This is a genomic window from Deinococcus ficus (assembly GCF_003444775.1).
GTDB lineage: Bacteria > Deinococcota > Deinococci > Deinococcales > Deinococcaceae > Deinococcus > Deinococcus ficus.
In genome coordinates, this window is record NZ_CP021081.1 from 768,343 (window position 1) to 793,892 (window position 25,550).

30 protein-coding genes are annotated in these 25,550 nt (G+C 71.8%); 13 read left to right on the forward strand and 17 right to left on the reverse strand.

Features of this window, described 5'->3' with window-relative positions; translation table 11 throughout:
- Positions 1 to 6: 6 nt before the first annotated feature.
- Positions 7 to 1,467 carry a hypothetical protein gene (locus tag DFI_RS20080; protein ID WP_027462015.1) on the reverse strand — a complete coding sequence of 487 codons (1,461 nt, stop codon included), beginning with the start codon at positions 1,465 to 1,467 and terminating at the stop codon, positions 7 to 9.
- 208 nt (positions 1,468 to 1,675) lie between these two features.
- Here DFI_RS20080 and DFI_RS03845 point away from each other — a divergent pair, with 208 nt between their 5' ends.
- The 7 genes from DFI_RS03845 to DFI_RS03875 all read left to right on the forward strand — a co-directional run bounded on the left by DFI_RS03845 (position 1,676) and on the right by DFI_RS03875 (position 8,060).
- Positions 1,676 to 2,515 (forward strand): VOC family protein, encoded by an 840-nt coding sequence (locus tag DFI_RS03845; RefSeq protein WP_027462016.1) that lies wholly within the window; start codon positions 1,676 to 1,678, stop codon positions 2,513 to 2,515.
- Between the two features lie 36 nt (positions 2,516 to 2,551).
- Complete coding sequence (locus DFI_RS03850; protein WP_027462017.1) at positions 2,552 to 3,406, forward strand: FG-GAP repeat domain-containing protein; 855 nt, start codon at positions 2,552 to 2,554, stop codon at positions 3,404 to 3,406.
- A gap of 45 nt (positions 3,407 to 3,451) precedes the next feature.
- The gene (locus DFI_RS03855) at positions 3,452 to 3,820 is read left to right on the forward strand and encodes a phage holin family protein (RefSeq protein ID WP_027462018.1); all 369 of its coding nucleotides are present in this window, start codon (positions 3,452 to 3,454) and stop codon (positions 3,818 to 3,820) included.
- Between the two features lie 13 nt (positions 3,821 to 3,833).
- A complete protein-coding gene (panC, locus tag DFI_RS03860; RefSeq protein ID WP_051307491.1) occupies positions 3,834 to 4,712 on the forward strand; it encodes a pantoate--beta-alanine ligase in 879 nt (292 codons plus the stop codon).
- Positions 4,709 to 5,785, forward strand: coding sequence for a type IV pilus twitching motility protein PilT (locus tag DFI_RS03865; protein ID WP_022799993.1), 1,077 nt, complete (start codon positions 4,709 to 4,711; stop codon positions 5,783 to 5,785). Before panC ends, DFI_RS03865 begins: the two co-directional genes overlap by 4 nt.
- 173 nt (positions 5,786 to 5,958) lie before the next feature.
- Entirely contained in the window at positions 5,959 to 7,164 is a 1,206-nt protein-coding gene (locus DFI_RS03870; protein ID WP_027462020.1) for an ABC transporter ATP-binding protein, read from the forward strand.
- A 140-nt stretch (positions 7,165 to 7,304) separates the two neighbouring features.
- The gene (locus DFI_RS03875; RefSeq protein WP_022799991.1) at positions 7,305 to 8,060 is read left to right on the forward strand and encodes an ABC transporter substrate-binding protein; all 756 of its coding nucleotides are present in this window, start codon (positions 7,305 to 7,307) and stop codon (positions 8,058 to 8,060) included.
- A 54-nt stretch (positions 8,061 to 8,114) separates the two neighbouring features.
- On the opposite strand, the gene DFI_RS03880 is transcribed toward DFI_RS03875, so the two are convergent.
- The 3 genes from DFI_RS03880 to DFI_RS03890 form a co-directional block, all read right to left on the reverse strand.
- A complete protein-coding gene (locus tag DFI_RS03880; protein WP_027462021.1) occupies positions 8,115 to 8,519 on the reverse strand; it encodes a RidA family protein in 405 nt (134 codons plus the stop codon).
- A gap of 23 nt (positions 8,520 to 8,542) precedes the next feature.
- Positions 8,543 to 9,118: a hypothetical protein gene (locus DFI_RS20085; protein WP_022799989.1), complete on the reverse strand. Its 576-nt coding sequence runs from the start codon at positions 9,116 to 9,118 to the stop codon at positions 8,543 to 8,545.
- 80 nt (positions 9,119 to 9,198) lie between these two features.
- Positions 9,199 to 9,543 carry a winged helix-turn-helix transcriptional regulator gene (locus DFI_RS03890; RefSeq protein ID WP_022799988.1) on the reverse strand — a complete coding sequence of 115 codons (345 nt, stop codon included), beginning with the start codon at positions 9,541 to 9,543 and terminating at the stop codon, positions 9,199 to 9,201.
- A gap of 89 nt (positions 9,544 to 9,632) precedes the next feature.
- On the opposite strand from DFI_RS03890, the gene DFI_RS03895 reads away from it, so the two are divergent.
- Positions 9,633 to 10,262, forward strand: a complete 630-nt coding sequence (locus DFI_RS03895; protein ID WP_027462022.1) for a nitroreductase family protein — start codon at positions 9,633 to 9,635, stop codon at positions 10,260 to 10,262.
- A 58-nt stretch (positions 10,263 to 10,320) separates the two neighbouring features.
- Here DFI_RS03895 and DFI_RS03900 read toward each other — a convergent pair whose 3' ends face one another.
- The 3 genes from DFI_RS03900 to prfA all read right to left on the reverse strand — a co-directional run bounded on the left by DFI_RS03900 (position 10,321) and on the right by prfA (position 13,758).
- Positions 10,321 to 11,877, reverse strand: a complete 1,557-nt coding sequence (locus DFI_RS03900; protein WP_244940308.1) for an ABC-F family ATP-binding cassette domain-containing protein — start codon at positions 11,875 to 11,877, stop codon at positions 10,321 to 10,323.
- A gap of 296 nt (positions 11,878 to 12,173) precedes the next feature.
- A complete protein-coding gene (locus DFI_RS03905; RefSeq protein ID WP_022799985.1) occupies positions 12,174 to 12,665 on the reverse strand; it encodes an NUDIX hydrolase in 492 nt (163 codons plus the stop codon).
- The gene (gene prfA, locus DFI_RS03910; RefSeq protein WP_027462023.1) at positions 12,652 to 13,758 is read right to left on the reverse strand and encodes a peptide chain release factor 1; all 1,107 of its coding nucleotides are present in this window, start codon (positions 13,756 to 13,758) and stop codon (positions 12,652 to 12,654) included. The genes DFI_RS03905 and prfA overlap by 14 nt, the downstream gene beginning before the upstream one ends.
- A 344-nt stretch (positions 13,759 to 14,102) precedes the next feature.
- Between prfA and DFI_RS03915 the strand changes: the two genes are divergently transcribed.
- From DFI_RS03915 to DFI_RS03935, 5 genes are all read left to right on the forward strand, one after another.
- Positions 14,103 to 15,065 (forward strand): homoserine dehydrogenase, encoded by a 963-nt coding sequence (locus DFI_RS03915; protein WP_027462024.1) that lies wholly within the window; start codon positions 14,103 to 14,105, stop codon positions 15,063 to 15,065.
- Between the two features lie 103 nt (positions 15,066 to 15,168).
- Positions 15,169 to 15,642: a MarR family winged helix-turn-helix transcriptional regulator gene (locus tag DFI_RS03920; RefSeq protein ID WP_027462025.1), complete on the forward strand. Its 474-nt coding sequence runs from the start codon at positions 15,169 to 15,171 to the stop codon at positions 15,640 to 15,642.
- A gap of 93 nt (positions 15,643 to 15,735) precedes the next feature.
- Entirely contained in the window at positions 15,736 to 17,286 is a 1,551-nt protein-coding gene (locus tag DFI_RS03925) for an Rqc2 family fibronectin-binding protein (protein WP_027462026.1), read from the forward strand.
- 110 nt (positions 17,287 to 17,396) lie between these two features.
- Complete coding sequence (panD, locus tag DFI_RS03930) at positions 17,397 to 17,759, forward strand: aspartate 1-decarboxylase (RefSeq protein WP_027462027.1); 363 nt, start codon at positions 17,397 to 17,399, stop codon at positions 17,757 to 17,759.
- Between the two features lie 106 nt (positions 17,760 to 17,865).
- Positions 17,866 to 19,224 (forward strand): HD-GYP domain-containing protein, encoded by a 1,359-nt coding sequence (locus DFI_RS03935; RefSeq protein ID WP_022799979.1) that lies wholly within the window; start codon positions 17,866 to 17,868, stop codon positions 19,222 to 19,224.
- A gap of 10 nt (positions 19,225 to 19,234) precedes the next feature.
- Here DFI_RS03935 and DFI_RS03940 read toward each other — a convergent pair whose 3' ends face one another.
- From DFI_RS03940 to DFI_RS03980, 10 genes are all read right to left on the reverse strand, one after another.
- Positions 19,235 to 20,167, reverse strand: a complete 933-nt coding sequence (locus tag DFI_RS03940; RefSeq protein WP_027462028.1) for a carbohydrate kinase family protein — start codon at positions 20,165 to 20,167, stop codon at positions 19,235 to 19,237.
- Positions 20,168 to 20,198: 31 nt separating this feature from the next.
- Positions 20,199 to 20,690: a GNAT family N-acetyltransferase gene (locus DFI_RS03945; RefSeq protein ID WP_081425704.1), complete on the reverse strand. Its 492-nt coding sequence runs from the start codon at positions 20,688 to 20,690 to the stop codon at positions 20,199 to 20,201.
- Between the two features lie 9 nt (positions 20,691 to 20,699).
- A complete protein-coding gene (locus DFI_RS03950) occupies positions 20,700 to 21,332 on the reverse strand; it encodes a Rieske (2Fe-2S) protein (protein ID WP_244940309.1) in 633 nt (210 codons plus the stop codon).
- Complete coding sequence (locus DFI_RS03955) at positions 21,329 to 21,922, reverse strand: TlpA disulfide reductase family protein (RefSeq protein ID WP_027462031.1); 594 nt, start codon at positions 21,920 to 21,922, stop codon at positions 21,329 to 21,331. The genes DFI_RS03950 and DFI_RS03955 overlap by 4 nt, the downstream gene beginning before the upstream one ends.
- On the reverse strand, positions 21,919 to 22,389 hold the full coding sequence (ccmE, locus tag DFI_RS03960) for a cytochrome c maturation protein CcmE (RefSeq protein ID WP_022799974.1): 471 nt from the start codon (positions 22,387 to 22,389) through the stop codon (positions 21,919 to 21,921). Before ccmE ends, DFI_RS03955 begins: the two co-directional genes overlap by 4 nt.
- On the reverse strand, positions 22,386 to 22,526 hold the full coding sequence (locus tag DFI_RS20090) for a hypothetical protein (RefSeq protein ID WP_162899071.1): 141 nt from the start codon (positions 22,524 to 22,526) through the stop codon (positions 22,386 to 22,388). The genes ccmE and DFI_RS20090 overlap by 4 nt, the downstream gene beginning before the upstream one ends.
- The gene (gene ccsA, locus DFI_RS03965) at positions 22,519 to 23,238 is read right to left on the reverse strand and encodes a cytochrome c biogenesis protein CcsA (protein ID WP_022799972.1); all 720 of its coding nucleotides are present in this window, start codon (positions 23,236 to 23,238) and stop codon (positions 22,519 to 22,521) included. Before ccsA ends, DFI_RS20090 begins: the two co-directional genes overlap by 8 nt.
- A gap of 195 nt (positions 23,239 to 23,433) precedes the next feature.
- Positions 23,434 to 24,123, reverse strand: coding sequence for a heme exporter protein CcmB (locus tag DFI_RS03970; protein WP_027462032.1), 690 nt, complete (start codon positions 24,121 to 24,123; stop codon positions 23,434 to 23,436).
- Complete coding sequence (locus tag DFI_RS03975; RefSeq protein WP_051307459.1) at positions 24,120 to 24,827, reverse strand: ATP-binding cassette domain-containing protein; 708 nt, start codon at positions 24,825 to 24,827, stop codon at positions 24,120 to 24,122. The genes DFI_RS03970 and DFI_RS03975 overlap by 4 nt, the downstream gene beginning before the upstream one ends.
- Positions 24,812 to 25,492 (reverse strand): cytochrome c biogenesis CcdA family protein, encoded by a 681-nt coding sequence (locus DFI_RS03980; RefSeq protein WP_022799969.1) that lies wholly within the window; start codon positions 25,490 to 25,492, stop codon positions 24,812 to 24,814. The genes DFI_RS03975 and DFI_RS03980 overlap by 16 nt, the downstream gene beginning before the upstream one ends.
- Between the last annotated feature and the right edge of the window lie 58 nt (positions 25,493 to 25,550).

Below are 25,550 nucleotides of genomic sequence, written 5' to 3' on the forward strand. Positions count from 1 at the left end.
TCCTGCTCAGGCGGTCCCGGCCCGTTTCAGGCCCGGCAGCAGCAGCACCAACGTGAGCAGCGCCAGGGCAGTGACCAGCAGGCCCGCGTGCCCGCCACTCAGGAAGGCCAGCGGCACGGCCGCCGCGATCAGGGCAGGCACCCGCAGCGCCGGGCCCAGCGCCAGGGCGGCCAGGACCGCGCCGGTCAGGGCGCCCAGCGGCAGGGCCAGCAGGGGCGGCAGGTAGGCGGTGAGCACGCTGCCCAGAACGAAGCCCAGGCCCAGGCCCAGCAGGGCGGCGGCCAGGCCCAGCGGTGCCAGCGGCAGGCGGCGCGTCCAGGCCCACGCAGTGCTCAGGCCCAGCAGCAGCAGCAGCGCGGCGGGCGCGGCGAAGCCCACCTTGCCCAGCGTCTCGCGCAGGCTGCCCTGCGTGAACACCACGGCGATGTCCTGCGCGGTGATCACGTCCCGCAGCCGCCACGTCAGGGTCTGCCGGCCGGTCAGGGCCCGCCCGGTCTGCGCGGTGGGGAACAGGGCGTAACGCTGGACCTTGGCGGGCCTGTCGGCATTCACGGTCAGGTCGAAGGCCCGGACCGGTTCGCGGCGCCCGGCCAGCTGGTAACTCCAGCTGCGCGCTCCCTGGTTGCGGTACGTGACGGTCACGCGCACGCCCGCCCCGCCGGGCACCTCGCCCTCCCAGACGCTGCCGCCGGTGAGGTCGCTGGCGCGGAACGCCCGGCCGTTGACCGTAAGCCGGAAGTCACTGAGGGTGCCGCTGCCGGTCGGCAGGGGGAACGCGAAGCGCATCACGGCCGGGTCGGGTGAGGGGTTGCGGAAAGTGTACTCGCCGGTAAACACGGCGTTGTAGTACGTGCCGCGCCCACCGGCCGGGTCCACGAACTTCAGGTCCGCGCGCACGGCGCTGGTGTCCAGCGCCACCGGCTGCTCGGTGCGCAGCGTGACCTGCCGGGCGTACACCAGTGCCGCGCCCTGCCGCACGAAGCCCTCGCGCAGGTCCTGGACGTTCGCGCCGTCCGCGCCGTGCAGGTAGGGCAGCAGGGCCTCCCAGCCGTCCTGCACGTTTATGCGGGCGTACAGGTCGCGGGGAAGGGTGAGGGTGCGGGTGTAGGTGCGGTCCTCCACGGTGGCGGCGCGGGGGGCGGCCTGCACGGTCTGCCCGCCGTCCGGGTCGGCAGCGTTCGCGTACCGGGCGCTCTGCTGCGCGGCGAGGCGCAGGTCCACGGCGTGCCGGGCGACCGTCAGCGCCAGCACGCTGGCCCCCAGCGCGGCCGCCACGACCCCCCAGCGGCCCAGGGCGGGCAGTCGGCGGCCCAGCGCGTCCAGCGTGCGGGTGAAGCGGGCGCGGTCCAGCAGGCCGACCAGCAGCAGGGCGAGCAGGAGGGCGGCCAGCAGCAGGCCCAGCGGGACCAGCAGCGAGAGCAGCGATCCCAGGGCGGTGGTGAGGAGGTGAAGGGCGGCTTGAACCATGGGAGCCTCCGGGCGGGGGAGAGGAACAGGGCGAGGGTGAGTTGTGTGCTCACCTGAGTACATACCGCATTCGGGTTGGGCCTGACATCCGCCTTTCGGACGAGGAGAAGGAGGTGGTCCGGAAGGCGGACACCTCGCGGCCGGCATAAAATCAACTCTGCTTGATAAATCGGTTGATTTTTTAAACCATAGGAGGTAAGGTGGTCCCATGACTCCTCCCGTTCTGCATCCCACCAGCGCCGTCGGTGAGGTCACCCTCCTCGCCCGCGACCTGCCCCGCCTGCACGCCTTCTACCGCGACCTGCTGCGCCTCACCGAGCTGGAGACAGGCCCCGACCACGTCACCCTGGGCGTCCCCGGCCGGCCCCTGATCACCCTGCGCGCCGCCCCCGACCTGCCCACACCGGCCCCCGGGCGGCCCGGCCTGTACCACACGGCGTTCCTGATGCCCACCCGCGCCGAGCTGGGCCGCTGGCTGGGCCACGCCGCGCGCCTGAACCTGCGGATCGGCAGCGGCGACCACCTCGTCAGCGAGGCCTTCTACCTGAACGACCCGGAAGGCAACGGCATCGAGGTCTACGCCGACCGGCCCCGCGACACCTGGACATGGCAGAACGGGCAGGTCCGCATGGATACCCTGCCTGTGGACGCCCAGGCGGTATTTGATGCCGGCGAGGGCCAGCCGTACGCGGCGGCCCCGGCCGGGCTGACGGTGGGGCACGTGCACCTGAAGGTCGGCAGCGCCGCCCAGGCTGCGCAGTTCTACCGCGACACGCTGGGCCTGGACATCGTGTCGCACTTTCCCGGCGCGGCCTTCCTGTCGTGGGGCGGGTACCACCACCACGTCGGCCTGAACGAATGGGAGTCCCGCGGGCAGGGCCGCCCGGCCGCGCCGGCCACCGGGCTGCACGGCGTGAGCTTCACCACCCCGGACCTCGCCCCGCTGCGCGCGCTCCTGCACGGCCAGGAGGGCGTGGAGGACCACGGCGACGCCCTGACCCTGCACGACCCGTGGGGGAACCGCATCACTGTCCGCGCGCAGGCCTGAGCTCCCGCGGGCGCCGTCGCCGCCTAAGCTGGGGGCATGCCGCGCCCCCTGCCTCTGGTGATCGCGCTGGGCCTCGTGACGGCCAGCCTGCCCGCCGCCGCCCGCGTGCCCGTCCCGGCGTTCCAGCCGGTGCTGGTGCAACTGCCCGGCGAGCGTGAACCCGACCTGCTGGGCGGCTGGGCAGCCGGGTGGCTCACGCCCCCGCAGGCCGCCCGGCGCCTCACCGCGCCCCTGAACCTGCACGCCCGCACGTTGACCGGCCCGGCCTCGCCCGTGCGGACCGGGCCCGCGCGGTCCTTCGGGGATCCCTGCCTGGACGCCTGGGCGGTGCCGGTGCAGCCCGCCCGGGCCCTGAATGCCTTCCAGGTGTTCACGGGGCCGGGCGTGACCGTGCGCCCGCGGCCGGTCACGGCCCTGCCCACCGGGAACGCCACGTACCGGGCGGTGGTGGCGCAGGAACTGAAGCGGCGGGGTGTGGCGAACCCCGACGTGCGCCTGCGCGGCGTGACCCGCGTGGACCTGAACGGCGACGGCCGCGACGAGGTGCTGCTCGAAGCGTGGCGCTTCCCCGGCAGTCCGGCCTTCCCGCCGCCGGTGGGGGACCCCGGTGATTACAGCGTGCTGCTGCTGCGGCACGTGGTGGGCGGCCGGGCGGTCACGCAGGTGCTGGCCGCGCACGTCGCCCCGGCCGCGCGCTGGGACCCGGGAAGCGATCAGCCCATGCCCATGGCGACCCTGCACCGCCTGGCGGGCGTGGCCGACCTGAACGGGGACGGCCGCATGGAACTGCTGCTGTACGGCGCCTACTACGAGGGCTACGCCCTGACGGCCGCCGAGTGGACGCCCACGGGCGGCCTGCGCCCGCGGCTGGAGGCGGGGTGCGGGGTGTGACGTCCCCGGATTCTCACGTTCCGCACGGAACGTTATGCTGATCGTATGGGCTTCATCCTCAGACTGCTGGTCAATGCACTGGCGCTGTACCTGCTGACGCAGGTGTACTCCGGCGTGCGCTTCGCGTCCGGGGCGGACATCGGCAGCGTGCTGCTGGCCGCGCTGGTCATGGGCATCGTGAACGCCCTGATCCGCCCGGTGCTGCTGCTGCTCAGCCTGCCGATCAACCTGCTCACGCTGGGGCTGTTCACGCTGGTCGTGAACGCCGCCGTGCTGTGGATCGTGGCGAGCGTCACCGCCCTGAACGTGGCGGGCTTCGGCGCGGCGTTCATCGGCGCGATCATCCTGGCCGTGATCTCCTGGGTGCTGGACGGCGTGATGGGCGCCCTGGGCCTGGACGGCGCCCGTGACTGAGGCGCCCGGCGGCGTGCAGGTGGTCCGCACGCCCGAGGCCCTGCGGGCCGTGCGGCAGGGCCTCGGCCCGGTGGGGTTCGTGCCCACCATGGGTTACCTGCACGAGGGGCACGCGGCCCTGATCCGCCGCGCCCGGCAGGAGAACGCGCTGGCGGTGGTGAGCATCTTCGTGAACCCCATGCAGTTCGGCCCCACCGACGACCTCGCCCGCTACCCCCGCGACCTGGACCGCGACCTGCGCGTGTGCGCGGAGGCCGGCGCGCAGGTCGTGTTCACGCCGGACGCGGGCGTGATGTACCCTCCGGGCTTCAGCACCCAGGTCAGCCTGACCGGCGTGTCCGAACCGCTGGACGGCGCGGCGCGCCCCGGGCACTTCACGGGCGTGGCCACGGTCGTGCTGAAGCTCCTGAACCTCGTGCAGCCGGATCGGGCGTACTTCGGCGAGAAGGACTGGCAGCAGCTCGCCGTGATCCGCCGTATGGTCGCGGACCTGAACGTGCCGGTGCAGGTGGTGGGCGTGCCCACCGTCCGCGCCGACTCCGGGCTGGCGCTGAGCAGCCGCAACAGCTACCTGGGCACCGAGCAGCAGGCCCGCGCCACGGTGCTCAGCCGCGCGCTGCGGGCCGTGCAGGCCGCGTACGCCGCCGGAGAGCGCGACACCGCCCGCCTCGAACAGGCCGGGCTGGACGTGCTCGCCACCGATCCCGAGGTGCAGCCCGACTACCTCGCGGTGGTGCCCCCGGACCTCCAGCGTCAGCCCACCGTCACGCCCGACCCCCTGAACCGCGTGCTGGTCGCCGCGCGCATGTTCGGGGTGCGTCTCATCGACAACCTGCCCCTGGACCCCGCCGACCCTGTTCCCGCCGCCCTGCCCCCTGGAGGCCCCGCATGACCCTCGATGATCTCCTGACCGAAATGGTCCAACGCCGCGCGTCCGACGTGCACCTCCAGGCCGGCAGCCCCCCCATGGGCCGCATCGACGGCGCGCTGGTGCCGTTCGGGACGGAGAAACTCATGCCGCCGGACACCGAGGCGCTCGCGCAGGCCATGCTCACCCCGGAGCAGTGGGAGGACTTCGAGTACCGCCACGAACTGGACACCGCGTACAGCGTGACGGGCCTGGGCCGCTTCCGCTGCAACGTGTTCCGCCAGCGCGGCGCGGTGGGCATCGTCATGCGCATCCTCACCGACGTGATCCCCGGCTTCGAGGCGCTGGGCCTCCCGGCCGACGTGATGCGCGGCTTCGCCGAGCACGCCCGCGGCCTGATCCTGGTCACCGGGCCCACCGGCAGCGGCAAGAGCACCACGCTCGCCAGCCTGATCGACCACCTGAACCGCAGCCACCCGTACAACATCATCACCGTGGAGGACCCCATCGAGATCCTCCACCGCAACAAGCGCAGCCTGGTCGTGCAGCGCGAGGTCGGCAACGACACCCGCGACTTCCGCACCGCGCTGAAGTACGCCATGCGCCAGGACCCGGACGTCATCATGATCGGCGAGATGCGCGACAAGGAAACCGTCGAAGCGGCGCTGTCTGCCGCGCAGACCGGGCACCTGGTGCTCAGCACCCTGCACACCCAGGACGCCATCCGCACCGTGAACCGCATCATCGATTTCTTCCCCCCGCACGAGCGGGACCAGATCCGCGTGCAGCTCAGCGAATCGCTGGTCGGCATCCTGAGCCAGCGCCTGCTGCAGCGCGCCGACGGCGTGGGCCGCGCCCTGGCCTCCGAGGTGCTGATCAACACACCCCTGATCCAGGACTACATCCGCGACGAGCAGAAGACCCCGCTGATCAAGGACGCGCTGATGGAGGACAACATCCGCGGCATGCGCACCTTCGACCAGCACCTCGTGGAACTGCACCAGCACGGCCTGATCAGCATGGAGGACGCCATGGAGGCCGCCACCAGTCCCCACGAACTCAAGCTGATGGTCACGCGCAGCGGCTTCGCATACTGAGACGCGCCGGCAAGCGGTCCCGGGTGTACACTCGCCATGTCGGCATGGCGTTGGTGTAGGCCCGGGTCTCTCGTGTGTACCCCGGTTCCCCGACCTGCCTCCCGAACGGCACCCGCGTGCCGGACGGGCGGCCCTCTCACGGGGAAGAGCAGGGGCAGTAAAGGTAGGCATGTATGGCTGACGTGATCCTGGAGCACATCTACAAGCGGTACGGCACGAAGCAGGTGGCGGTCAAGGACTTCAACCTGCACATTCAGGACAAGGAACTGATGGTGTTCGTCGGGCCGTCCGGCTGCGGGAAGTCCACCACCCTGCGCATGATCGCGGGCCTGGAAGACATCAGCGACGGCATCCTGAAGATCGGGGACCGCATCGTGAACGACGTGCCCCCCAAGGACCGGGACATCGCGATGGTCTTCCAGAACTACGCGCTGTACCCGCACATGAACGTCTACGAGAACATGGCGTTCGGGCTGAAACTCCGCAAGACGCCCCGCGACGAGATCGACCGGCGCGTGCGGGACGCCGCGAAGATCCTCCAGATCGACCACCTGCTGGGCCGCAAGCCCAAGGAACTGTCCGGCGGGCAGCGTCAGCGCGTGGCGATGGGCCGCGCCATCGTGCGCGAACCCAAGGTCTTCCTGATGGACGAACCGCTGTCGAACCTGGACGCGAAACTGCGCGTGGAGATGCGCAGCCAGATCTCCCAGCTGCACCGCCGCCTGGGCGCCACCATCGTGTACGTCACGCACGACCAGGTGGAGGCCATGACGCTCGGCAACCGCATCGTGGTGATGCGCGACGGCGTGATCATGCAGGTGGACACCCCCATGAACCTGTACGACTTCCCGCAGAACAAGTTCGTGGCGGGCTTCATCGGGTCGCCCAGCATGAACTTCCTCACCGCCCGCGTGCAGAACGGCGAGTTCACGATCGGCGGCAGCCGCATCGCCGCCATGGGCCGCCTCGCGGAGTCCCTCAAGGCCTTCGAGGGCCGGGACGTGATCATGGGCGTGCGCCCCGAGCACCTCGGCGTGCCCGGCGTGACCGACATCCCCCAGGGCGTGAACCACCTGCGCGGCAAGGTGATCGTGGTCGAGCCGCTGGGCGCCCAGACGGACCTGATCGTGAACATCGGCGACGAACCCATCGTGGTGAAGGTCGAGGGGCAGGCGATGGTGAACGTCGGGGACGACATCGACCTGCTGGTGGACCAGACCCGCCTGCACGCCTTCGACCCGGCCACCGAGGCCGCCGTCGACCGCGGCACGCCCTCAGGCACGCGCGGCCAGGCGGACACGACCGGCCTGGGCTACGAGTACCCGGGCCGCGCGGCCCCGCAGGCGGTCATGGTGACCGGCGCCAGCAGCGCCGACTGAGTACGGCCGCACTGGCAGGGAGCGCCCGGGGGTGACCTGGGCGCTCCCGCCTGTGTGGGCGGCTGCGCTACACTTTGCCCGACCCCCTCATCGCCCGCGGCGGCCCGGCGTCCGTGCCCCCGGTTCCCCCAGGAGACCCCATGAAAAAAGCGTTCCTTGCCCTGACCACCCTCGTTCTGCTCGCCTCCAGCGCCGAAGCCCGCACCTGGGCGGAGATCAAGAAGAGCGGCACCATCAAGATCGCCACCGAGGGCGCCTTCCCGCCCTTCAACATCATGAAAGGCACCCAGCTCACCGGGTTCGAGGTGGACCTCGCGAACATCCTCGCCAAGAACCTGGGCCTGAAGGTCCAGTGGGTCACGCAGCCCTTCGACAACCTGCTGATCGGCCTGAATCAGGACCGCTACGACTTCGTGATCGCCAGCCACGGCATCACGGCTGAGCGCGCCAAGGCCGTGGACTTCGCCAGCCCGCACTACTGCACCGGGGGCGCCATCGTGACCAAGCCCGGCGGCCCCATGAACGCCGCCGCGCTGAAGGGTAAGACGGTGGCCGTGCAGGTCGGCACGACTTACCTCACGAACGTGCAGAAGGTGCCGGGCGTGGGCAGCGTGAAGACCTTCCCCAAGGACACCGACGCGCAGGCCGCGCTGATGGCCGGCCGGGTGGACGCCTGGGTGGGCGACAAGTTCACCGGCCTGGACCTCGTGAAGGCCCAGAAGGGCAAGGTCGTTCAGGGCAGCCTGCTGTTCAGCGAGCGCATCGCCATGGCCGTGAAGAAGGGCAACAGCAGCCTGCTGAAGGAGCTGAACGCTGCGCTGGCCAAGACGCTGAACAACGGCCAGTACGCCAAGCTGAGCACCACGTACTTCGGTCAGGACGTGCGCTGCAAGTAAACGTTCACGGGTAGAGGGCCAGGGAAAATTACCCTGGCCCTTCGTTTTTGTACGTCAGGGCGCGGCGGCGACCGCCTCCACCTCGATCAGCAGTTCCGGGCGCACCAGCGCGGCCACCTGCACGGCGCTGCTGGCCGGCGGCCGGGCGGTGTTCACGAACTCGTCCCGCACCGAGCGCATCTGGGGCAGGTGCGCGAAATCCGTGAGGAAGAAGGTCAGTTTCACGACCGCGTCGAAGGTCAGGTCCACGGCCGCCAGGGCGGCGCGCAGGTTCTCGAACACCTGCCGGGCCTGCGCGGTGAAGTCCCCTTCGCCCACCACCTCACCCCGGGCGTTCACGGCGATCTGTCCGGACAGGTACACGGTCCGGCCGCCGCGCACCTCGGCGGCGTGCGAGTACCCGGGCGTGGCGGGCAGGTCAGGGGCGTTCACGAACCGGACAGCGGGCGGGTCGGTCATGCCTCAGCCTACCCGCCCGCGGGTCAGTTGCTGTTGCCGCTGCCGTCCGGGCCGGGGGCGGCCAGGGGCGGCGTCTCGTGCGTCACCGTGCCGCCCGAGGTGAGGGCGGGGCCCATCAGGGCTTCGAGTTCGGCGAGCATGGCGCGCTCCTTGTCGTTCACCTGCTCGCCGCCCATCCCGAGGAAGCCCCCCTCCTTGGCGGCGTGAGCGGTCTTCTGCGCAACTTCCAGCAGCATCGCGCGGTACGCGGCGGCGTCCTCGGGGCTGGCCTTGCTGCTGACCAGCCACACGGCCTGCCGCACGCCTTCGAGGCTGAGGCGCTTGGCGTCCTCCAGCCCGCGGGCCCGTTCCACGTCCATGCCCTTGAGTTCGTCGGCGGTGGGCGGGGTGCCGAGCAGGTCGGCGGCCATGGCCTCCATCAGGGGGGTGCGGCCGGCGCGGCTGACGTTGTCCCGCACGCTGTCGGCGATGGCGCGGGCCTCGGCGAGCAGGCCGGTGACGCCGCTGGGGCTGCTGGCCACGATGGCCGCGCCGGCCCGGCCGGGGCCGGTCATGATCTTGAACCATTCCTCGCGCGTGAACGTGTCTTTCAGGCTCATGCCCAAGCGTAGGCCGGGGCTCGCCGCGGGGCCGTGTGAAGGGGTTCACGGCGCCTTGGGAGTCCCCGGCCGGGGGGCGCTTACGCGGGGGTGAGCTCCGCGTCCACGCCCAGGTGCGTGCGGCCCCAGGTGTCGATGGCGGTGATGACGCTCTGGAGTTCCCGGCCGGCGGGCGTCAGGGCGTAGACGCTGCGGGCGAGTTTGCCGCTGCTGTCCTCGGTGCGTTTGCTGATCAGCGCCAGGCTCTCCAGGTGTTCGAGGCGCTGCGTGAGTGTGGCGCTGTTGCAGCCGCCGACCGCGCGGGAGAGTTCATTGAATCCTTTCTCGCCGTCGAGCAGGGCGCGCACGATGTGCAGCACCCATTTTTCCTGCAACACGCCGATGGCCCGGTAGACCGGGCAGAAACCAGTGTGTTCGGTACTCATGGACCACACTCTACACCTAAACGCTGATCAAAGTATGACGGGAATCACACCGCTTGACAATCCAAAGCACTTCGCCTAGGCTTGCTCCCATGACTGTTGCCGAACCCCGCCCCATCACCGCCACCACCGTCGCCGAGGCCATCGAAAGCCGCCGCAGCATCCGCACCTTCGTGCAGGAACCCATGGACCAGGGCGACCTGCGCGAGATCCTGCGCCTCGCCAGCCTGGCCCCCAGCGCCTGGAACGCCCAGACCTGGCGCTTCGCCGTCGTGCAGGACGCCGCCCTCAAGGAGCAGCTGCGCGAGGCCGCGTACGGCCAGGGCCAGATCACCAGCGCCCCCGCCGTCATCGTCGTCTACAGCGACATGGAAGACACCCTGGCGACCGTCGAGGAAACCGCCCACCCCGGCATGGGCGAGCAGGGCCGCGCCGGCCAGCGCAGCACCTTCGACAACGTCTTCGGCGCCCAGGAAGTCGCGCAGCGCGGCCAGTGGGGCCTCACCCAGGCCAACATCGCCTTCGGGTTCCTGATGCTCGCCGCCCGCGGCCTCGGCTACGACACCGTGCCCATGCTCGGCTTCCAGCCCGACCGCGTGAAGGACATCCTGGGCCTGCCCGCCCACGTGCAGTTCGCCGGCCTGCTGCCCATCGGCAAGCGCGCCGAGGAAGGCTTCCCCCACCACCGCCACAACGTGGAGCGCATCACCAAGTTCTACTGAGCCCCACACGAGCAGGCCGCCCGGAATCATCTTCCGGGCGGCCTGTTTTGACTCGCGGTCAGGCCACGGGCACCGGCCGGTCCAGCTCCGTGACCTGCCCGCCCTGCACCTCCCACCGGCGCGTCGCCACCCGCCCGATCAGGGACCGGTCGTGCGAGGCGAGCAGCACTGTGCCCGCAAAGCCCAGCAGCAGTGCCTCCAGCGCCTCGATCATGCGGATGTCCAGGTGGTTGGTCGGCTCGTCCAGCACCAGCACCTGCGCCCGCGTCACGTTCAGGCGCGCCAGGCTCAGCCGCGTGCGCTGCCCGCCCGACAGCCCGGACAGCGCGAAGGCCGGGCCGGGCAGGCCCACCTGCGCCGCCACCTCGTGCAGCTGGTGCGGGCTCAGGCCGGCGTTCGCGTGCAGCAGCGCGTCCCCCACCGTCTCCAAGCCGCGCAGTTCCTCGCCGTGCTGCCCGGCCACGTAGCGCGTCAGCCCCGGCCCCCAGCGGACCTCGCCGCCATGCGGCAGCTCGCCCAGCAGGGCCCGCAGCAGCGTGCTCTTGCCCCCGCCGTTCGGCCCCACCAGCGCGATCCGGTCGCCGCGCCGCACGTGCAGGCTCACGCCGTCCAGCACCGCGCGCTCCCCCCGCACCACGCCCAGGTCCCGCACGGTCAGCACCTCGGCCGGACCGGGCAGGGCGGGCGGCAGGTCCAGGCGCACCAGCCGCCGGTCCTGGAAGGGTTTGTCCACAGCATGCGCGTCCAGACGGTCAATCTGCTTCTGCATGGCCCTGGCCCGGCTGGCGAACACCTGCTGGTTGCGCTCCGCCTTGAAGGTCGAGCGGAACTTGTCGCTGTCCGTGGCGCGCCGGCGGTTTTCCTTCACCCCGCCCATGCTGGCCTGACGCTGCATCTCCTCGTCCAGCGCAGCGCGCTTCCGGCGGTACGCCGCGTAATCCCGTTCCTGCGCCTCCCGCAGCGTGGCCTTCAGGTCCATCGCCGCCGAGTACGCCCCCGGGTACACGCTCAGGTGCCCACGCTCCAGCTCGGCCGTGCCGGTCGCCACGGCATCCAGAAACGCCCGGTCGTGACTGGCCAGCACGAACGCCGCGCCGGACGCCCGGATCCAGCCTTCCAGCCACTGCGCGCCCTCCAGGTCCAGGTGGTTGGTCGGCTCGTCCAGCAGGAACACGTCCGCCGGGGCCAGCAGCAGCCGCGCCAGCATCACGCGCCGCATCTGCCCGCCCGACAGCGCCCCCACCCCCAGGTCTGCCGGGAGGGCCAGGCCCGCCAGGACCGCCGCGGCGCGGCCCTCGAACTCGTACCCGCCGGCCAGCCGGTACGTTTCCTCCGCCTGCGCGAAGGCGTCCAGGGCGGCGTCCGACCCGTTCCCCAGCGCGTCCGTCGCGGCCGCTAGTGCCGACGCGGCGCCGCGCAACTCCGGCGGTGTGACCGCCTCCAGCACCGTGCCGGCCGGCAGGTCTGCGTGCTGCGCCAGCCACGCCACCCGCCCCGCCCGGATCAAGGTTCCGGCGTCCGGGGCGTCCAGCCCGGCCAGCAGGCGCAGCAGCGTGCTCTTCCCGCTGCCGTTCTCTCCGATCAGGGCCAGGCGGTCGCCAGCCCCGAGTTCCACGTTCACATCATCAAAAATTGTCCGGTCGCCGTACACACGGGCGACCCCAACAGCACGCAACAGCACAAGTAACCCCCAGCGGGCGAGCCGTCCCCCACGCGGGGCGGGGACGTGGCTTCAAGCCGATCTGACTGGGGTTAGCGACGCAACGAAAGCAATCCTTTGAAAGAACGAACACCGAACGCCGGGCAACCCGGAACCGTTGCGCCCAGCATACCCGACCCCCGCCGGAAGTCCAGCCCGGCCAGGGGAACGCGCCGCCGCGCCCCTGGCGGCGCGTTCCCCTGGAGTGGCGCTCAGGTGCGTTTCAGTGCGGGAATCCGCAGGCCGCCGCGGCCATCCCAGCCCTTGAAGGCATAGAAGCGCCCTGGTTCGCCAGTGTGCAGGTAATCGCTCAGCGGCTCCCGCATGGGCGGGGAATCCAGCTTCTCCAGCGCCTCCTCCACCGAGCAGAACTTCGCCTCCACGATGAAACCGTCCGGGTCGCTGGGGTTCAGCAGGCCCTCCCACGTCGCCTCAAACGCCACCGCGATCGCCCGCTCCCCGCGCCGCTCGTCCTCAATGTGCATGGTGTACGCCATGTGCCGGATGCCGGTGAGCTTCAGGCCGGTCTCCTCGTAGATCTCGCGGTACAGCGCCTCCGGGAGCGTCTCGCCGGACTCCACCACCCCGCCCGGCAGGGTGTACCGCACCCTGCCGTGCCCCTGCCAGTCGTTCCCGACCAGCAGCACCCGCCCGAAGCGGTCTTTCAGGATGCCGGCCGCGACCAGCAGGTCACGCCGCGCCATACTGCCCCCCGCCGTCCTGCGCGGCCATCTGCAGCAGCTGCCGCTCCCGCTCGTCCCGCGCCAGCGCCGCGACCACCGGCGCCAGCCCGCCCGCGATCACGCTGTCCAGCGGGTGATTCTTCGCGTCGCCTTCCAGGCGGTGATCCGTCACGCGGTTCTGCGGGTAGTTGTACGTGCGGATCTTCTCGCTGCGGTCCCCGCTGCCCACCTGCGAGGCCCGCTCCGTCCGCTCGCGTTCCTCCCGCGCCGCCCGCTCCCGCTCCGCCAGCCGGGACGCCAGCACCAGCAGCGCCTTCTCGCGGTTCTTGATCTGCGAGCGGCCGTCCTGGCACACCACCACGATCTCGTCCGGCGTGCCCGCCCGGTACACCGCCCGCACCGCCGAGTCGGTGGTGTTCACGCCCTGACCGCCCGCGCCCTGCGACCGGAACACGTCGATGCGGACCTCCGACAGGTCCAGCTGCACCTCGCCTTCCTCCGCTTCGGGCAGCACGGCCACCGTCACGGTGCTCGTGTGAATGCGGCCCTGGGATTCCGTGGCCGGCACGCGCTGCACGCGGTGTACGCCCCGCTCCCACTTGAACGCCCGGAACGCGAACTCCCCCGTGACCTCCGCCACGACCTTGCTCGCGCCGCCCAGGTCCGACTCGCTGGCGTCCAGCACGTTCAGTTTCAGGCCCGCGCCCTCCGCGTAGCGGGTGTACATGCGCAGCAGGTCCACCGCGAACAGCCCGGCCTCCGCGCCGCCCGCCCCGGCCCGCAGTTCAAGGATCACGTCCTTCACGTCGTCCGGGTCGGTGGGCAGCAGCAGCACCTCCAGCTCCGATTCGATCTCGGCCAGCCGGGCCGTCAGGGCCTGCACCTCCCCCTGCGCCAGGTCCCGCATGTCCGGGTCGTCCAGCAGTTCCCGCGCGCCCCGCAGGTCGGACACCCGCGCTTCCTGCTCGCGCAGCAGCGTGACCAGCGGCAGCAGCTCCCGGTGGCGGCGGGTCAGGCGCGCGTACGCCCGGCCGTCCGCCAGGGCCGCCGGGTCCCCCAGCGCCCGCTCCACCATGCTGAACTCGGCCGCCAGTTCGGCGAGCCGCCCGCTCATGACCGCGTGTCGCAGCCAACACCGGGGATCTGAGCGATCAGTGTCTTGCGAACGGCACGAGAACGGAACCTCACGGCAGGCCCCGCGCCCCCCGGCCGGGCATGCCCAGCCGGGGCCGGGCACGGCCCCCCACGTCCACTCGACAACGCCCGGCCGGGCGACTCGCCCGGCGGACCACCGCACAGCACAGTCAGGATCGACACAGGAAACATGAGTGCAGTGTACTGCCCGTCCCACGCGCCCACCCTGAAGGGACACTCCACGCGCCTCACACCTGACCCGCCCCCCCGGGCGCGTATAGCAGGGCCCGCGCGCCCGGGGGCGGCAGCCGGTACGCTGGGCGGATGCGAACCGTGACCGTGGGCGTGCTCGGCAGTGGCACCGTGGGCCAGGACGTCCTCACCCTCATTCAGCGCCGCCGCGACATCTTCAGCGACATCGGCGTGAACATCGAGATTTCCGGCGTGCTCGTGCGCGACCTCACCAAGGCCCGCAACGTCCCCGCAGGTACCCCCCTGACCGACACCTGCGATTTCCTGCAGCAGTCCGAGGTCGTCATCGAATGCATGGGCGGCATCGACCGGCCGCTGGGCCTGCTGCGGCCCTACCTGAAATCCGGCCGGCCGCTGATCACCGCGAACAAGGCCCTGCTCGCCGAACGCTGGGACGAACTGCGCGAGTACGCCCTGAACGGCAAGCTGTACTACGAGGCCAGCGTCATGGCCGGCACGCCCGTCATCGGGCCCATGAGCACCGTCCTGCGCGCCAGCACCTTCAAGGGCCTGCTCGCCACCCTGAACGGCACCTGCAACTTCATCCTCACCCAGATGGAACAGGGCAAGGAGTACGCCCAGGCCCTCAGCGAGGCGCAGGCCCTCGGGTACGCCGAGGACCCCCCCACCCTGGACGTCGGGGGCTTCGACACCGCGCACAAGCTCACCGTCCTGGCCCGCTTCAGCGCCGACGGCAACTACGCCTACGAGAACGTGCAGGTCACCGGCATCGAACACGTCACCCTGGAGGACGTCCAGGCCGCCCGCGCCCGGGGGGAACACATCAAGCTCGTGGGTGAGCTGCACCAGGAGGGCGGCCAGTGGCAGGCCACCGTCGCCCCCCGCAGCCTTCCGCACGACCACCCCCTGTGCAACGCCGGCGCCGGCCGCAACGCCCTGGTGTACGAGGGCGAGGAAAGCGGCAGCCTGATCTTCGCCGGGGGCGGCGCCGGCGGCATGGTCACCGCCAGCGCCATGGTCGGCGATCTGCTGGACTACGTGCTCGGCTTCCCCGGCCACGTCCCGCTGCACTGAGCGCAATCTGGAGCACCCTGAACCCCCGGCATACTGGCGACGCGCCCGGAGGTTCACGGTGCTCACTTGACCTGCACCCCCGCCGCGTGGGATACGTCTGGGTGTGAACTCTTCAGGCTCGGCGGGCGCGGGCGGGACTTCCGACCTGGGTGAGGTCGTGCGGCTGACGCTGCGGCTCTCGCGGCGCTTCCGGCGGGCGCTGGACGAACCATTGCTCTCCGAACTAGGCCTGAACGTCAAGGAACTGCTGGTCCTGGCCGCCGTGATGGACGGCGCGCAGACGCCGGGCGGCGTGGCGGCGCGGCAGAGCCTGCCGGCGCCGACGGTGTCGCGCATCGTGGGCAAACTGGTGGAGATGGGCCTGATCGTGCGCGCGGCCGACCCGGTGGACCTGCGGCGCTTCGAGCTGCGCCTCACGCCGGAAGGGGAGCGGCGGCGCGAGCGGGTGCGGGAGGTGGCCGAACGGGTGGTGGACGAGCACTTCGGGCACCTCCCTCCCGAGCGGCTGGCGCAGGCCCGCCGGGCGCTGGAGGACCTGCACGCGGCGCTGGAAGGCGCGGGCGAGAACGCGCCCTGATCCGCCGTCTGGCGGAGGGAAGGGGAGGATGACGTAGGATCACCGGATGACTGTCTGGTCCGCCGAACTTTTCCCGTGTGAAGGAGGTGCCGCGTGGAAGGGCTGATGCTGGCGCGCGTGCTGCGTGACCTGGAGCCCCTGCTGCCCGCGCGGACGCTGGGGTGGGTGTTCCCGGACGAGACGACCGCCGCGCTGCTGATCGACGGGGTGGGGAACCTGGTGCTGTCGTACCGGCCGCCGCAGCCGGTCCTGTTCGTATCCCGGGAGCGGCTGCGGGGCGAGCCGCGCAGCCCCTTCCAGCGCTTCCTCGCGGCGCGCGTGCGGGGCGACCTGCTGCGCGTGGAGCAGCTGAAGCTGGACCGGGTGGTGCTGCTGCACTTCGGCGGCGAGTCGGGGTTCGTGGATCAGGCGCCCACCCGGCTGCTGTTCGAGGTGACGGGCCGCAACGCGAACGTGCTGGTCCTGCCGGAAGGGGAGGGCTTCGCCGGGCGGATCGTGATGGCCGCGCGGGAGGTCACCGGCAGCCGTAACCGCTTCCGCACCATCCGCACCGGGGGCACGTACACGCCGCCGCCGCCGTACGAGAAGCTGGACCCGCGCTCGCTGACGCCGGAGCAGGCGCAGGCGCTGAAACAGGTGCCGGTGGGCCGCTGGCGTGAACACCTGGACGGCCTGGGCCCGCTGCTGGGGGCCGAACTGGCCCGCCGCGCCCACCTGACGTCCGGAGACGTGCCCGGCGACGCGTGGCCGCGGGTGCTGGAGGCCGTGCAGTCCCTGGTGGCCGACCCGACCGTGAGCGAGGGCGTGATGGAACAGGGCGCCCGCGAGGCCGCCCGCACGGAAAAGGCCGCGGCGCTGCGCAAGGCCCTGCGCGAACCGCTGGAAAAGCGCGTGACGCTGCTGCGCAACCAGCTCGCGGACGTGACCCGCGCCGAGCAGGGCCTGGAAGCGGCGGCCGTGGACCGCGAGGAAGCCGACCTGCTGATGGCGTACGCGCACGACGTGAAGACCGGGGAGGTCAGCGTGACCCTGCCCGCCTTCGACGGCAGCGGCCCCCGCCCGGTGAGCCTGGAACCGCAGCTGACCGCCCTGCAGAACGCCGAGAAGCGCTACACCCGGGCGCGGCGGCGCGAGGAGGTGTACCTGCGCCTCGCCGAGCGGGAGGACGTGCTGCGCCGCGACCTGCACGACGCCGAGGCGCGCCTCGCGGACCTGGACAGCGCCGACCTGGGCGCCCTGGAGGCCCTGAGCGCGCAGCTGCAGCAGGAACGCCCGGAGAAGAGCGCGTACGGCATGCGCTTCATCACGCCCGGCGGGCATGAGGTGCTGGTCGGGCGGAACAACAAGGAGAACGCCACCCTGACGCACCGGATCGGGAAATCCCTGGACTACTGGTTTCACGCGCAGGGGTACCCGGGCAGCCACGTGCTGGTGCGCAGCGGCGGGCGGGAGCTGGCGCCGCCGGACATTCTGTACGCGGCGCGGCTGGCGGCCACGCACAGCAAGGCGCGCGGCAGCAGCAACGTGCCGGTGGACTACACCCGCATCAAGCACGTGTGGAAACCGCGGGGCGCCCCGGCCGGGCAGGTGCACTACACCGATCAGAAGACGGTGTTCGTGGACGGCACCCTGCCGGAATCCTGAAGCCTCACGCAACAGGAACCGGCGGTGCGGGACGCCCGGCCTTGACCGTTCCCCTGCAATTGTCCGCGCGCGCTTCTTTCCTTCCCGGCCGGCGCGTACAATGCCTGACCGTGGAACGCATCATGTTCAGGTCCAAGATTCACCGCGCGACCGTGACCCAGGCCGACCTGGATTACGTCGGGAGCGTGACCATCGACCAGGACCTGCTCGACGCAGCGGACATCCTGGTGAACGAGAAGGTGGACATCTGGAACATCACCAACGGCAACCGCCTGCACACCTACGCTCTGAGCGGCCCGCGCGGCAGCGGCGTGATCGGCATCAACGGCGCCGCCGCGCACCTGATGCGCCCCGGTGACATGGTGATCATCGCGGCGTTCGGGAACTTCACCGAGGAGGAAGCCCGGACGCTGGAACCGAAGGTGGTGCTGGTGGACGCCCGCAACCGCATCCTGGAGCTGCAGCCCGCCTGACCCTCTTCCCGCCCGGCGCACCGGCCCCCTGAGCGCGTGGGCCGGTGCCGCCTGTGACACGCGCAAAATCAGACTTCGGGAAACGTGCAGGTGCTACACTTCGCGCGTGTCCAGCGCACAACCGTGGCTTTACGCCCTGTTCGCGGCCTCCGTCGGGATTCTGATGGTCGGTGCGGGCCTCGGCTCCGGCGGGCTGATCGCCGCCGGCACGGTGCTGCTGTCCTTCGCGACCTCCACGCTCAGCGCGCCCTTCCGGTTCGTGCCGCTGCTGGTCGCGCCCCTGATCTTCGCGGCGTCCAGCACCCTGACCGGCATGACCCTGCCGCTCGCGGACCTGCTGGGCCTGCTGCTGGCCGCCGCCGCCCTGCTGCTGTTCCTGCACCGCGACCACACCCACCGCCGGGAGCGCGACATGCGCCGCAAGGTGCTCGGCGCGCTGAAAGACGGCAGCCGCACCCTCTCTGAGGCGCGCGACGCCGACGCCATCATCCGCGCCGGCGTGAGCACCCTGGACCACCTGCAGGTCGCGCCGAACATCGCCTTCATCGCGTACCGGCGCGGCACGCCGCACATCCTCGCCGCCCGCGGCGCGTACGAACCGCTGCTGGACCGCCCCATCCACCCCGGCACCGGGGACAGCCACGGCGTCGAGGCCGACCACTGGGTGTCCGGCGAGGCGCTGCGGCTGCTCCGGTCCACGCAGCGCGTGCAGGAGCACGTGGTGTACGTGCACGGGCACTCCGGCATCCAGCTGGGCGTGCTGATCCTCACCCGCCCCGAGAACCGCCCCTTCGACGAGCAGGAGATCAACGTGATCGAGTCCTTCGCGCGGCTGCTGGGCGCGCAGTTGGGGCAGTGGCAGGCCATCCGGGACCTCAGGGACGCGAACGAACTCACCCTGCGCTCCCTGGGCGCCGCCCTGGAACAGCGCGACGACGACACCGGCGGGCACACCCTGCGGGTCGTGGCCCTCAGCGTGCGCCTCGCGCGGCTGCTGGGCTGGACGGAAGAGCAGGTGCAGGCGCTGCGCTGGGGCGCGTACCTGCACGACCTCGGGAAACTTGCCATTCCCGACGGCATCCTGCACAAACGCGGCCCCCTCACGCCCGAGGAACGCCGCGTGATCCAGGGCCACAGCGTGCTCGGGTACGACATGCTGCAGGACCTGCACTTCCTGCCCGCCGAGACGCTGGACCTCGTGCGTTTCCACCACGAACGCTGGGACGGCACCGGGTACCCGTCCGGGCTGAGCGGCGCGAGCATTCCCGCCACGGCGCGCCTGTTCTCCATCGTGGACGTTTTCGACGCCCTGACCAGCGCCCGGCCCTACAAGGCCGCCTGGACGCGGACCCGGGCCCTGGCCGAGATCCGCGCGCAGTCGGGCCGGCAGTTCGACCCGGACATGGTCGCCGCCTTCCTGGCCCTGATGGTCGAGGAGGACGAGGCCGTCCTCGTCCACGCCTGAAGGCCGGCCCTCAATCCGAGGTGGTGCCCTCCAGCCCCAGGTCGGCGCGGGTGGGCGCGTACGCCCCCGCGTGCGCGCAGGCGGCCGCCGCGGCCCGCAGCCCCAGCCGCAGGTGCTCGGTCCACAGCGCCCCCGGGCGTTCCACCGCGCTGACCAGCAGGCCCGCGCACAGCGCGTCCCCGGCGCCCACGGTGTCCACCACGCGCACGGCCGGGGCCGGCAGGTCCACCCGCCCGGCCGAGTGGTACAGGGTCGCGCCGGCCGCCCCGCGCGTCACCACCAGGGGCGCGCGGGCGTTCATGCCGCGCACGTCCCGCAGGGCGTCCGCCTCGGAGCGGTCCGGGTGAAAGAAGCGCAGGTCCTCGTCACTCAGCTTGATCAGGTCCGCGGCCGCCATCACCTCGCGGTACACCGCCGGGTACGCCGGGTCGCGGTGCGTGCTGCGGGCGTTCGGGTCGAAACTCACGCGCACGCCGGCCCGCCGCGCCTCGCGCATCAGGGTCAGCAGCGTGCCGGCCAGTGGCGGGCGGCTCAGGCTGATGCCGCCCAGGTGCAGCCACCGCGCCGCGCCCAGCCAGCCGCCCGGCAGCCGGGCCGGGTCGAAGTGCAGGTCCGCGCTGTTCTCCCCCAGGAAGCGGTACGCGGGCGGGTCGGTGGCGTACACGACGGCCAGCAGCGTCGGCTGCGGCACCCGCTGCAGAAAGCGCAGGTCCAGGCCCGCGCCGGCTGACGCGCGCCACAGGTCCTCCCCGAAGTTGTCCTGCCCGACCGCGCCCGCGAAGGCCGAGGGCACGCCCAGCCGCGCGCAGGCCCGCGCGACATTCCAGCCGGCCCCGCCCGGATGCGCCGTCCAGGCGTTCCCGCCGGCCGTCACGAGGTCCGTCAGGGCCTCCCCGGCACTCACGATCACGGGCAGCGGAACCGGCGGGGCGTCGGGGGTCATGCGGCAGCTTACCGCCCCGGCCGGCCCCGCCTCAGGAGACCGGGTACTCGTACAGGCTCACCGGCCACGCCCGCACCACCCGCTCGCCCACGTGCCGGAACCCGAAGCGCTCGTACACGGCCCGCAGGCGCGGCCGGGCGCTGGCCGTGTCCAGCCGCAGGAACGGCCGCTTCCGCCCGGCCGTTTCCTGCACGGCCTGCCGCAGCAGCCGGCCGCTCACGCCCTGTCCCTGAACGTCCGGGTGTACGGCCAGCTTGTGCAGGTACAGCGCCTCGCCCGGCGGGGCGTCCGGCCAGAACAGCGGGTCCGCGTCCAGCAGCACGTAGGCCCCCACCGGCCGGCCCGCCGCCCACGCCACCCGCCAGTCCGGGGCGGGGTAGTGCCGCAGCAACCTCGCTGGCGTGAGGCTCTCCAGCGGCCACAAGTCCTCCCCGCGCGCGATCAGGGCGGCGGCCGTGGCCGTCAGCACCTCGGACGCGGCCGTCACGTCCCCCCGCGTCAGGGTCACCGTCTCTGGAGTCACCGCCGCACCTCAGTTCGAGGGGGTCGGCGCGGGCTCGATGCCGGTGGCGTACACGTCCCCGCCGCGCACCTCCAGCTGCACGCGCGGCAGCGGCAGGGTCGCCTTCCCGAACACCGCCTCCCCGCCCTTGAGGGGATCGAAGATGCTGTAGTGACAGCGGCAGCCCAGCTGCGGGTGCCGGTCCGCGGGCGGCGGCCGGTAGTTGAACGCGAACGCCATGACCTCCTGGTCCCGGATCAGGTTCACCGGGCAGGACAGGTGCGTGCATATGCGCGAGAACGCCGCCAGCGGCACCTCGCCGCCCGCCGCCGGGACCACCAGGCCGCCCGGGGTGGCGCGCGGCACCCGCAGCAGCGTGCAGGGCCGGCCGTCGTACGTGAACTCCACCTCCGCCCAGTCCTCCTGCAGGTCGGCCAGGGCGGCGACGCGCTGCGCGGCCACCGCCTGGAACGCCGTGCGGCCCGGGCGGCGCTTGTTGAAGGTCACGTTCGACGCGTACCAGCCCATGTACCCGAAGGCCCCCACCGTGCCCGCCACCGGTACCACCCACCAGTGCTCCAGCAGGGACCGCCGCGTCACCCGCACCCGGCGCGCGCCGGCCGGCCGGTCACCCCTGGGGTCCGGGGCGGGCTCGCCATTCACAGCGCGCCCTCCTTCAGGGCCGGCACGCCGATGGTGCCCAGCCCGGCGTTCAGGCGCGCGAGGTCCAGCCCGCCGCGGTCGATGTGCCGGATGACGCCCTGCGGGTCGATGAAGACCGTCTCGGGAATGCCGGACACGCCGTAATCGATGGCGGTCGCGGCGCGCGGGTCCAGGAGATGCGGGTAGTTCAGGCCGTACTGCTGCGCGAAGCGTTTCGCGGCGTCCAGTTTCGGTTCCTGGAACAGCACGCCCACCACCGCCAGACCGTCCGGGCGGGCCTGGGCGTTCAGGGCGTTGAACAGCGGCGCTTCCTCCCGGCACGGGTCGCACCACGACGCCCAGAAGTTCAGCACGACCGGCCGGCCCCGCAACGCGGCCAGGGTCACGTTCTGGCCTTCCGGGGTGGTCAGCGCGAAGGCCGGCGCTTCCCGCCCGACGAGCACGCCGCCGGTGGTCGTGTCACTGGCGGGTTTCAGCAGGGCGTACCCGAGCAGGGCCACCAGACTCGCGGCGAACAGGGGCGGCAGGTAACGCCGCAGGCCGGCGCGCGGCGCGGCCGGGGTGGGGGAGGGGGTGGTCGGCTCGTTCATTCGGCTTTCTTCAGCATGTCCTTGAGTTCGGCCTGCGTCTTGGGCACGTTGTACTCCTCGCTGTGCTTCACGATCAGCTCGTTGGCATGGAAGGTCTCGCCCTCGAACTGCCCGCGCACCACGACGCCCTGGTCTTCCTTGAACAGGTCACTGACCGCCCCGTGGTACTGCACCGGGAAGGTGGCGGTGCCGTCCGTCACGCTGAATTTCAGGTCCAGGGTCTGCGTGTTGTACTGCACGTCCTTGACCAGCCCGCCGATGCGGATGGCGCGGCCCTGCAACTCCGCGTGCTGCTGCTGGTACTCGCTGGGCGTCACGAAGTACTCCAGGCTGCGGCTCATGTTCCCGAACGCGATGTACCCGGTCAGGCCCGCCAGGGCCACCAGCCCCAGCACGGCCGGTACGGGGTTCTTCTTCCGGCGCCGGGCCTGCGGCAGCGGCGCGGGCGTGGGAAGCGGCCCGGTCATCTTCGGCCGTCCTCAGGCAGAGGCGCCCCCTCGTCTTTCAGGGCTTTGAGGCGCAGCCACATCCACACCAGGTAGGCCACCAGCAACCCCAGCGTCACCACGTAGGTGATGATCACGTACCCGCTGTACTTATCCACGAGCCACCCCCAGGGCGTCCGCCCCGTTCAGGTCCTGCATCAGTTCCCGTTCCTCTTTCGCCTCTTCCCGCGCCGCCAGGATGCCCCGCACGCGCAGCAGGTAGAAGTACAGCAGGCTGAAGGCCACCGTCGCCACCAGCAGCGTCACGCCGTAGATGGGCGAGGCGTCAAAGCGCAGGCCGCCCAGCAGCTTCACGGTCTGCGTCTGGTGCACGCCGCGCCACCACTCCACGGCCATGTAGTTGATCGGCACGTACAGCGTGCCCACGATGCCCACCACCGCCGCGATCCGGGCGCGTTTTTCCGGATCGTCGATCAAGCTGCGGATCAGCAGGTATCCGCCGTACACCACCAGGCTCAGCGCGGTGGTCGTCAGGCGCGCGTCCCACACCCAGTACGCCCCCCAGGTCGGTTTGGCCCACAGCATCCCCCCCACGATGGTCGCCAGGGTGAACACCACGCCGATCTCCGCGCTGGCCATCGCCAGGCGGTCCCAGCGCCGCTGCCGCTGCACCAGGTACAGCAGCCCGAACAGCCCCGTGCCGATGTACGCCAGGTAACTCAGCCACGCGGCGGGCACGTGCACGAACATCAGGCGCACCAGCGAGCCCTGGTTCTCGTCCAGCGGGGCGGTCACGCCCATGCCGAGACTCACCAGCACGAGCAGCAGCGTGACGCCGCCGAGGGAGGTCGTTATGCGGTCCTTGTTCATCGTGCCTCTATTCTGCTGCACCGGGCTCAGGATTCAAGGTGACGCATGGCCCGGAGTGACCCGGACACCCCGGACCGTCCCGCCAGGGACAGCTCAGGGCCGCGTGCTCGATTTCTCCGTGAGGAGGCAGGGGGGCGGCACCTCTGCGGCGGCAGCGCCCGGGCCGGTCGAATCCCGGGAGTGGGGGCGCTACTGTCAGCCGTCCAGGGCGTAGGGGAACAGCATGGTCGCCAGGATCACCGTGCCCACGTCGAAGGCCGTCAGGAAGGTCAGCCAGGTCGTGACCTCCGGGGTCCAGCCGGACGCGATCAGGTCGGTGGTGGCGCGCACGCTGGCGATCACCACGGGCACCAGGATCGGGAAGGCCAGCGCCGGCAGCAGCGCCTCACGGGCCCGCAGGCTGACGGTGATGCTGCCGTAGAAGGTGGTGCCGGCCGCGAAGCCCACCACGCCCAGCAGGGTGGCCAGCAGCAGCGCCGGCCAGGGCAGGGCCCGCCCCGCGCCGGCCGCGCCGAACAGGATCAGCCCGGTCGGCATGGTCAGGGCGGCGACCAGCAGCAGCGGGCCCAGCACGCCCAGCAGTTTGCCCAGGTACAGCGCCCCATGCGGGCCCGGGTACAGGGTCAGCTGCTCCAGCGCGCCGGCCTCCTGTTCCTGCGAGAAGGCCCGCTGCGCGCCCACCGCCGCGGCCAGGGCCAGCGCCGTCCAGACCGCCCCGGCGGCCGTGCCGGCCGACTGCGCCAGGGTGCGGCCCATGTTCCCGCCCAGCGCGAGGCCCAGCACCAGCAGCACCAGAGCCGCGAAGAACGCCGTGGACAGCAGCGTGTCCCGGGTGCGGCCGGTGACCCGCAGGTCCTTCAGGGCCAGTTCCAGCGCGGTTCTCACGCCCGGACCGCCGGCCGCTGTGCGCCCAGTTCGCTCAGTTTCCCGCCGGCCAGCCACAGCGCCCGCGGCGCGATGGCCCGCGCGAGCTCCGGTTCATGCGCGGCGATCACCAGGGTCGCCCCGCCCGCGCGGACCTCACCCAGCAGGTCGCGCACCAGGGCGCGGCCCGCGTCGTCCAGGTTCGCGAAGGGCTCGTCCACCAGCGTGACCGGCCGGGCCAGCATCCAGGCGCGCGCCAGCGCCAGCCGCTTGCGCATGCCGGCCGAGAGGAAGCGCACGCGCCGCCCGGCGGCCGCTTCCAGGTTCACGCGCCGCAGCGCCGCGGCCGGGTCGGCGGGGTGCCCGTGCATGCGCGCGGCGAAGGCGAGGTTCTCGGTGCAGGTCAGGTCCGGGTACAGCCCGCCGTCCACCGGCATGACGTGCACGAAGTCCCGCACCGCGCGGGAGTCACGCAGGTCGAAGCCCATCACGCGGCCCTCGCCGCGGGTGGGCCGCAGCGTGGAGGCCAGCAGGCGCAGCAGCGTGGTCTTGCCGGCGCCGTTCTCGCCGAGCAGGGTCACGCCCTCGCCCACGCCGATGTCCAGGGTCACGCCGCGCAGGATCACCTCGCGGCCCAGCCGCAGCCACACGTCCCGGAGTTGCAGCGCCTCGCCCGCCTGGTTAACCGCGTCTTCCGCCCGGGGGGCGTTCACAACTTCAGCCATTCGGGCGTGACCTCCAGGAAGAACGCCGCCAGCCGCGTGAACTGCCCCGTGAGCATCAGGGTGCCCACCGCGATCAGGACCACGCCGCCCACCTTCTCGAACACCCCGGCGAAGCGGTTGAGGCGCCGCAGGTTCCAGCGGTCCCACACCAGCGCCGCCAGCAGGAACGGCACGGCCAGTCCCAGCGTGTACACCGCCAGCAGCGTCACGCCCTGGCCCAGGCTGGCGCTGCTGGCCGCCAGGCCCAGGATGCTGCCCAGCGCCGGGCCCAGGCAGGGGCTCCACCCGAACGCGAAGGCCGCGCCCAGCGCCACCGGGCCGTACCCGCCGGCGTCCGCCAGGGCGCGGGTGTCGCGCATCAGCCACGGGAAGCGCACCACGCCCAGCATCACCAGTCCGAAGAACACGATCAGCGCTCCGGAAATCTGCCCCAGCAGCACCTTCTGCGGGGCCAGCAGGGCGCCCACGCTGCTGGCCGTGGCACCCAGCGCGATGAACACCAGCCCGAACCCGGCGATGAACCCCAGCGCCCGCGACCAGGGCGCCTTCGCGCCGCCCAGCACGCCCAGGTAGCTGGGCACCAGCGGCAGCACGCAGGGACTCAGGAAGGACACCAGACCGGCCAGAAACGCCACCGTGAGCGACGGTGCAGACGACGAAACCATACCCGGAGCATACAGGGACGCGCGAAGCGGAAAGGGGACGGGCGCCCCCCGCCCGGCC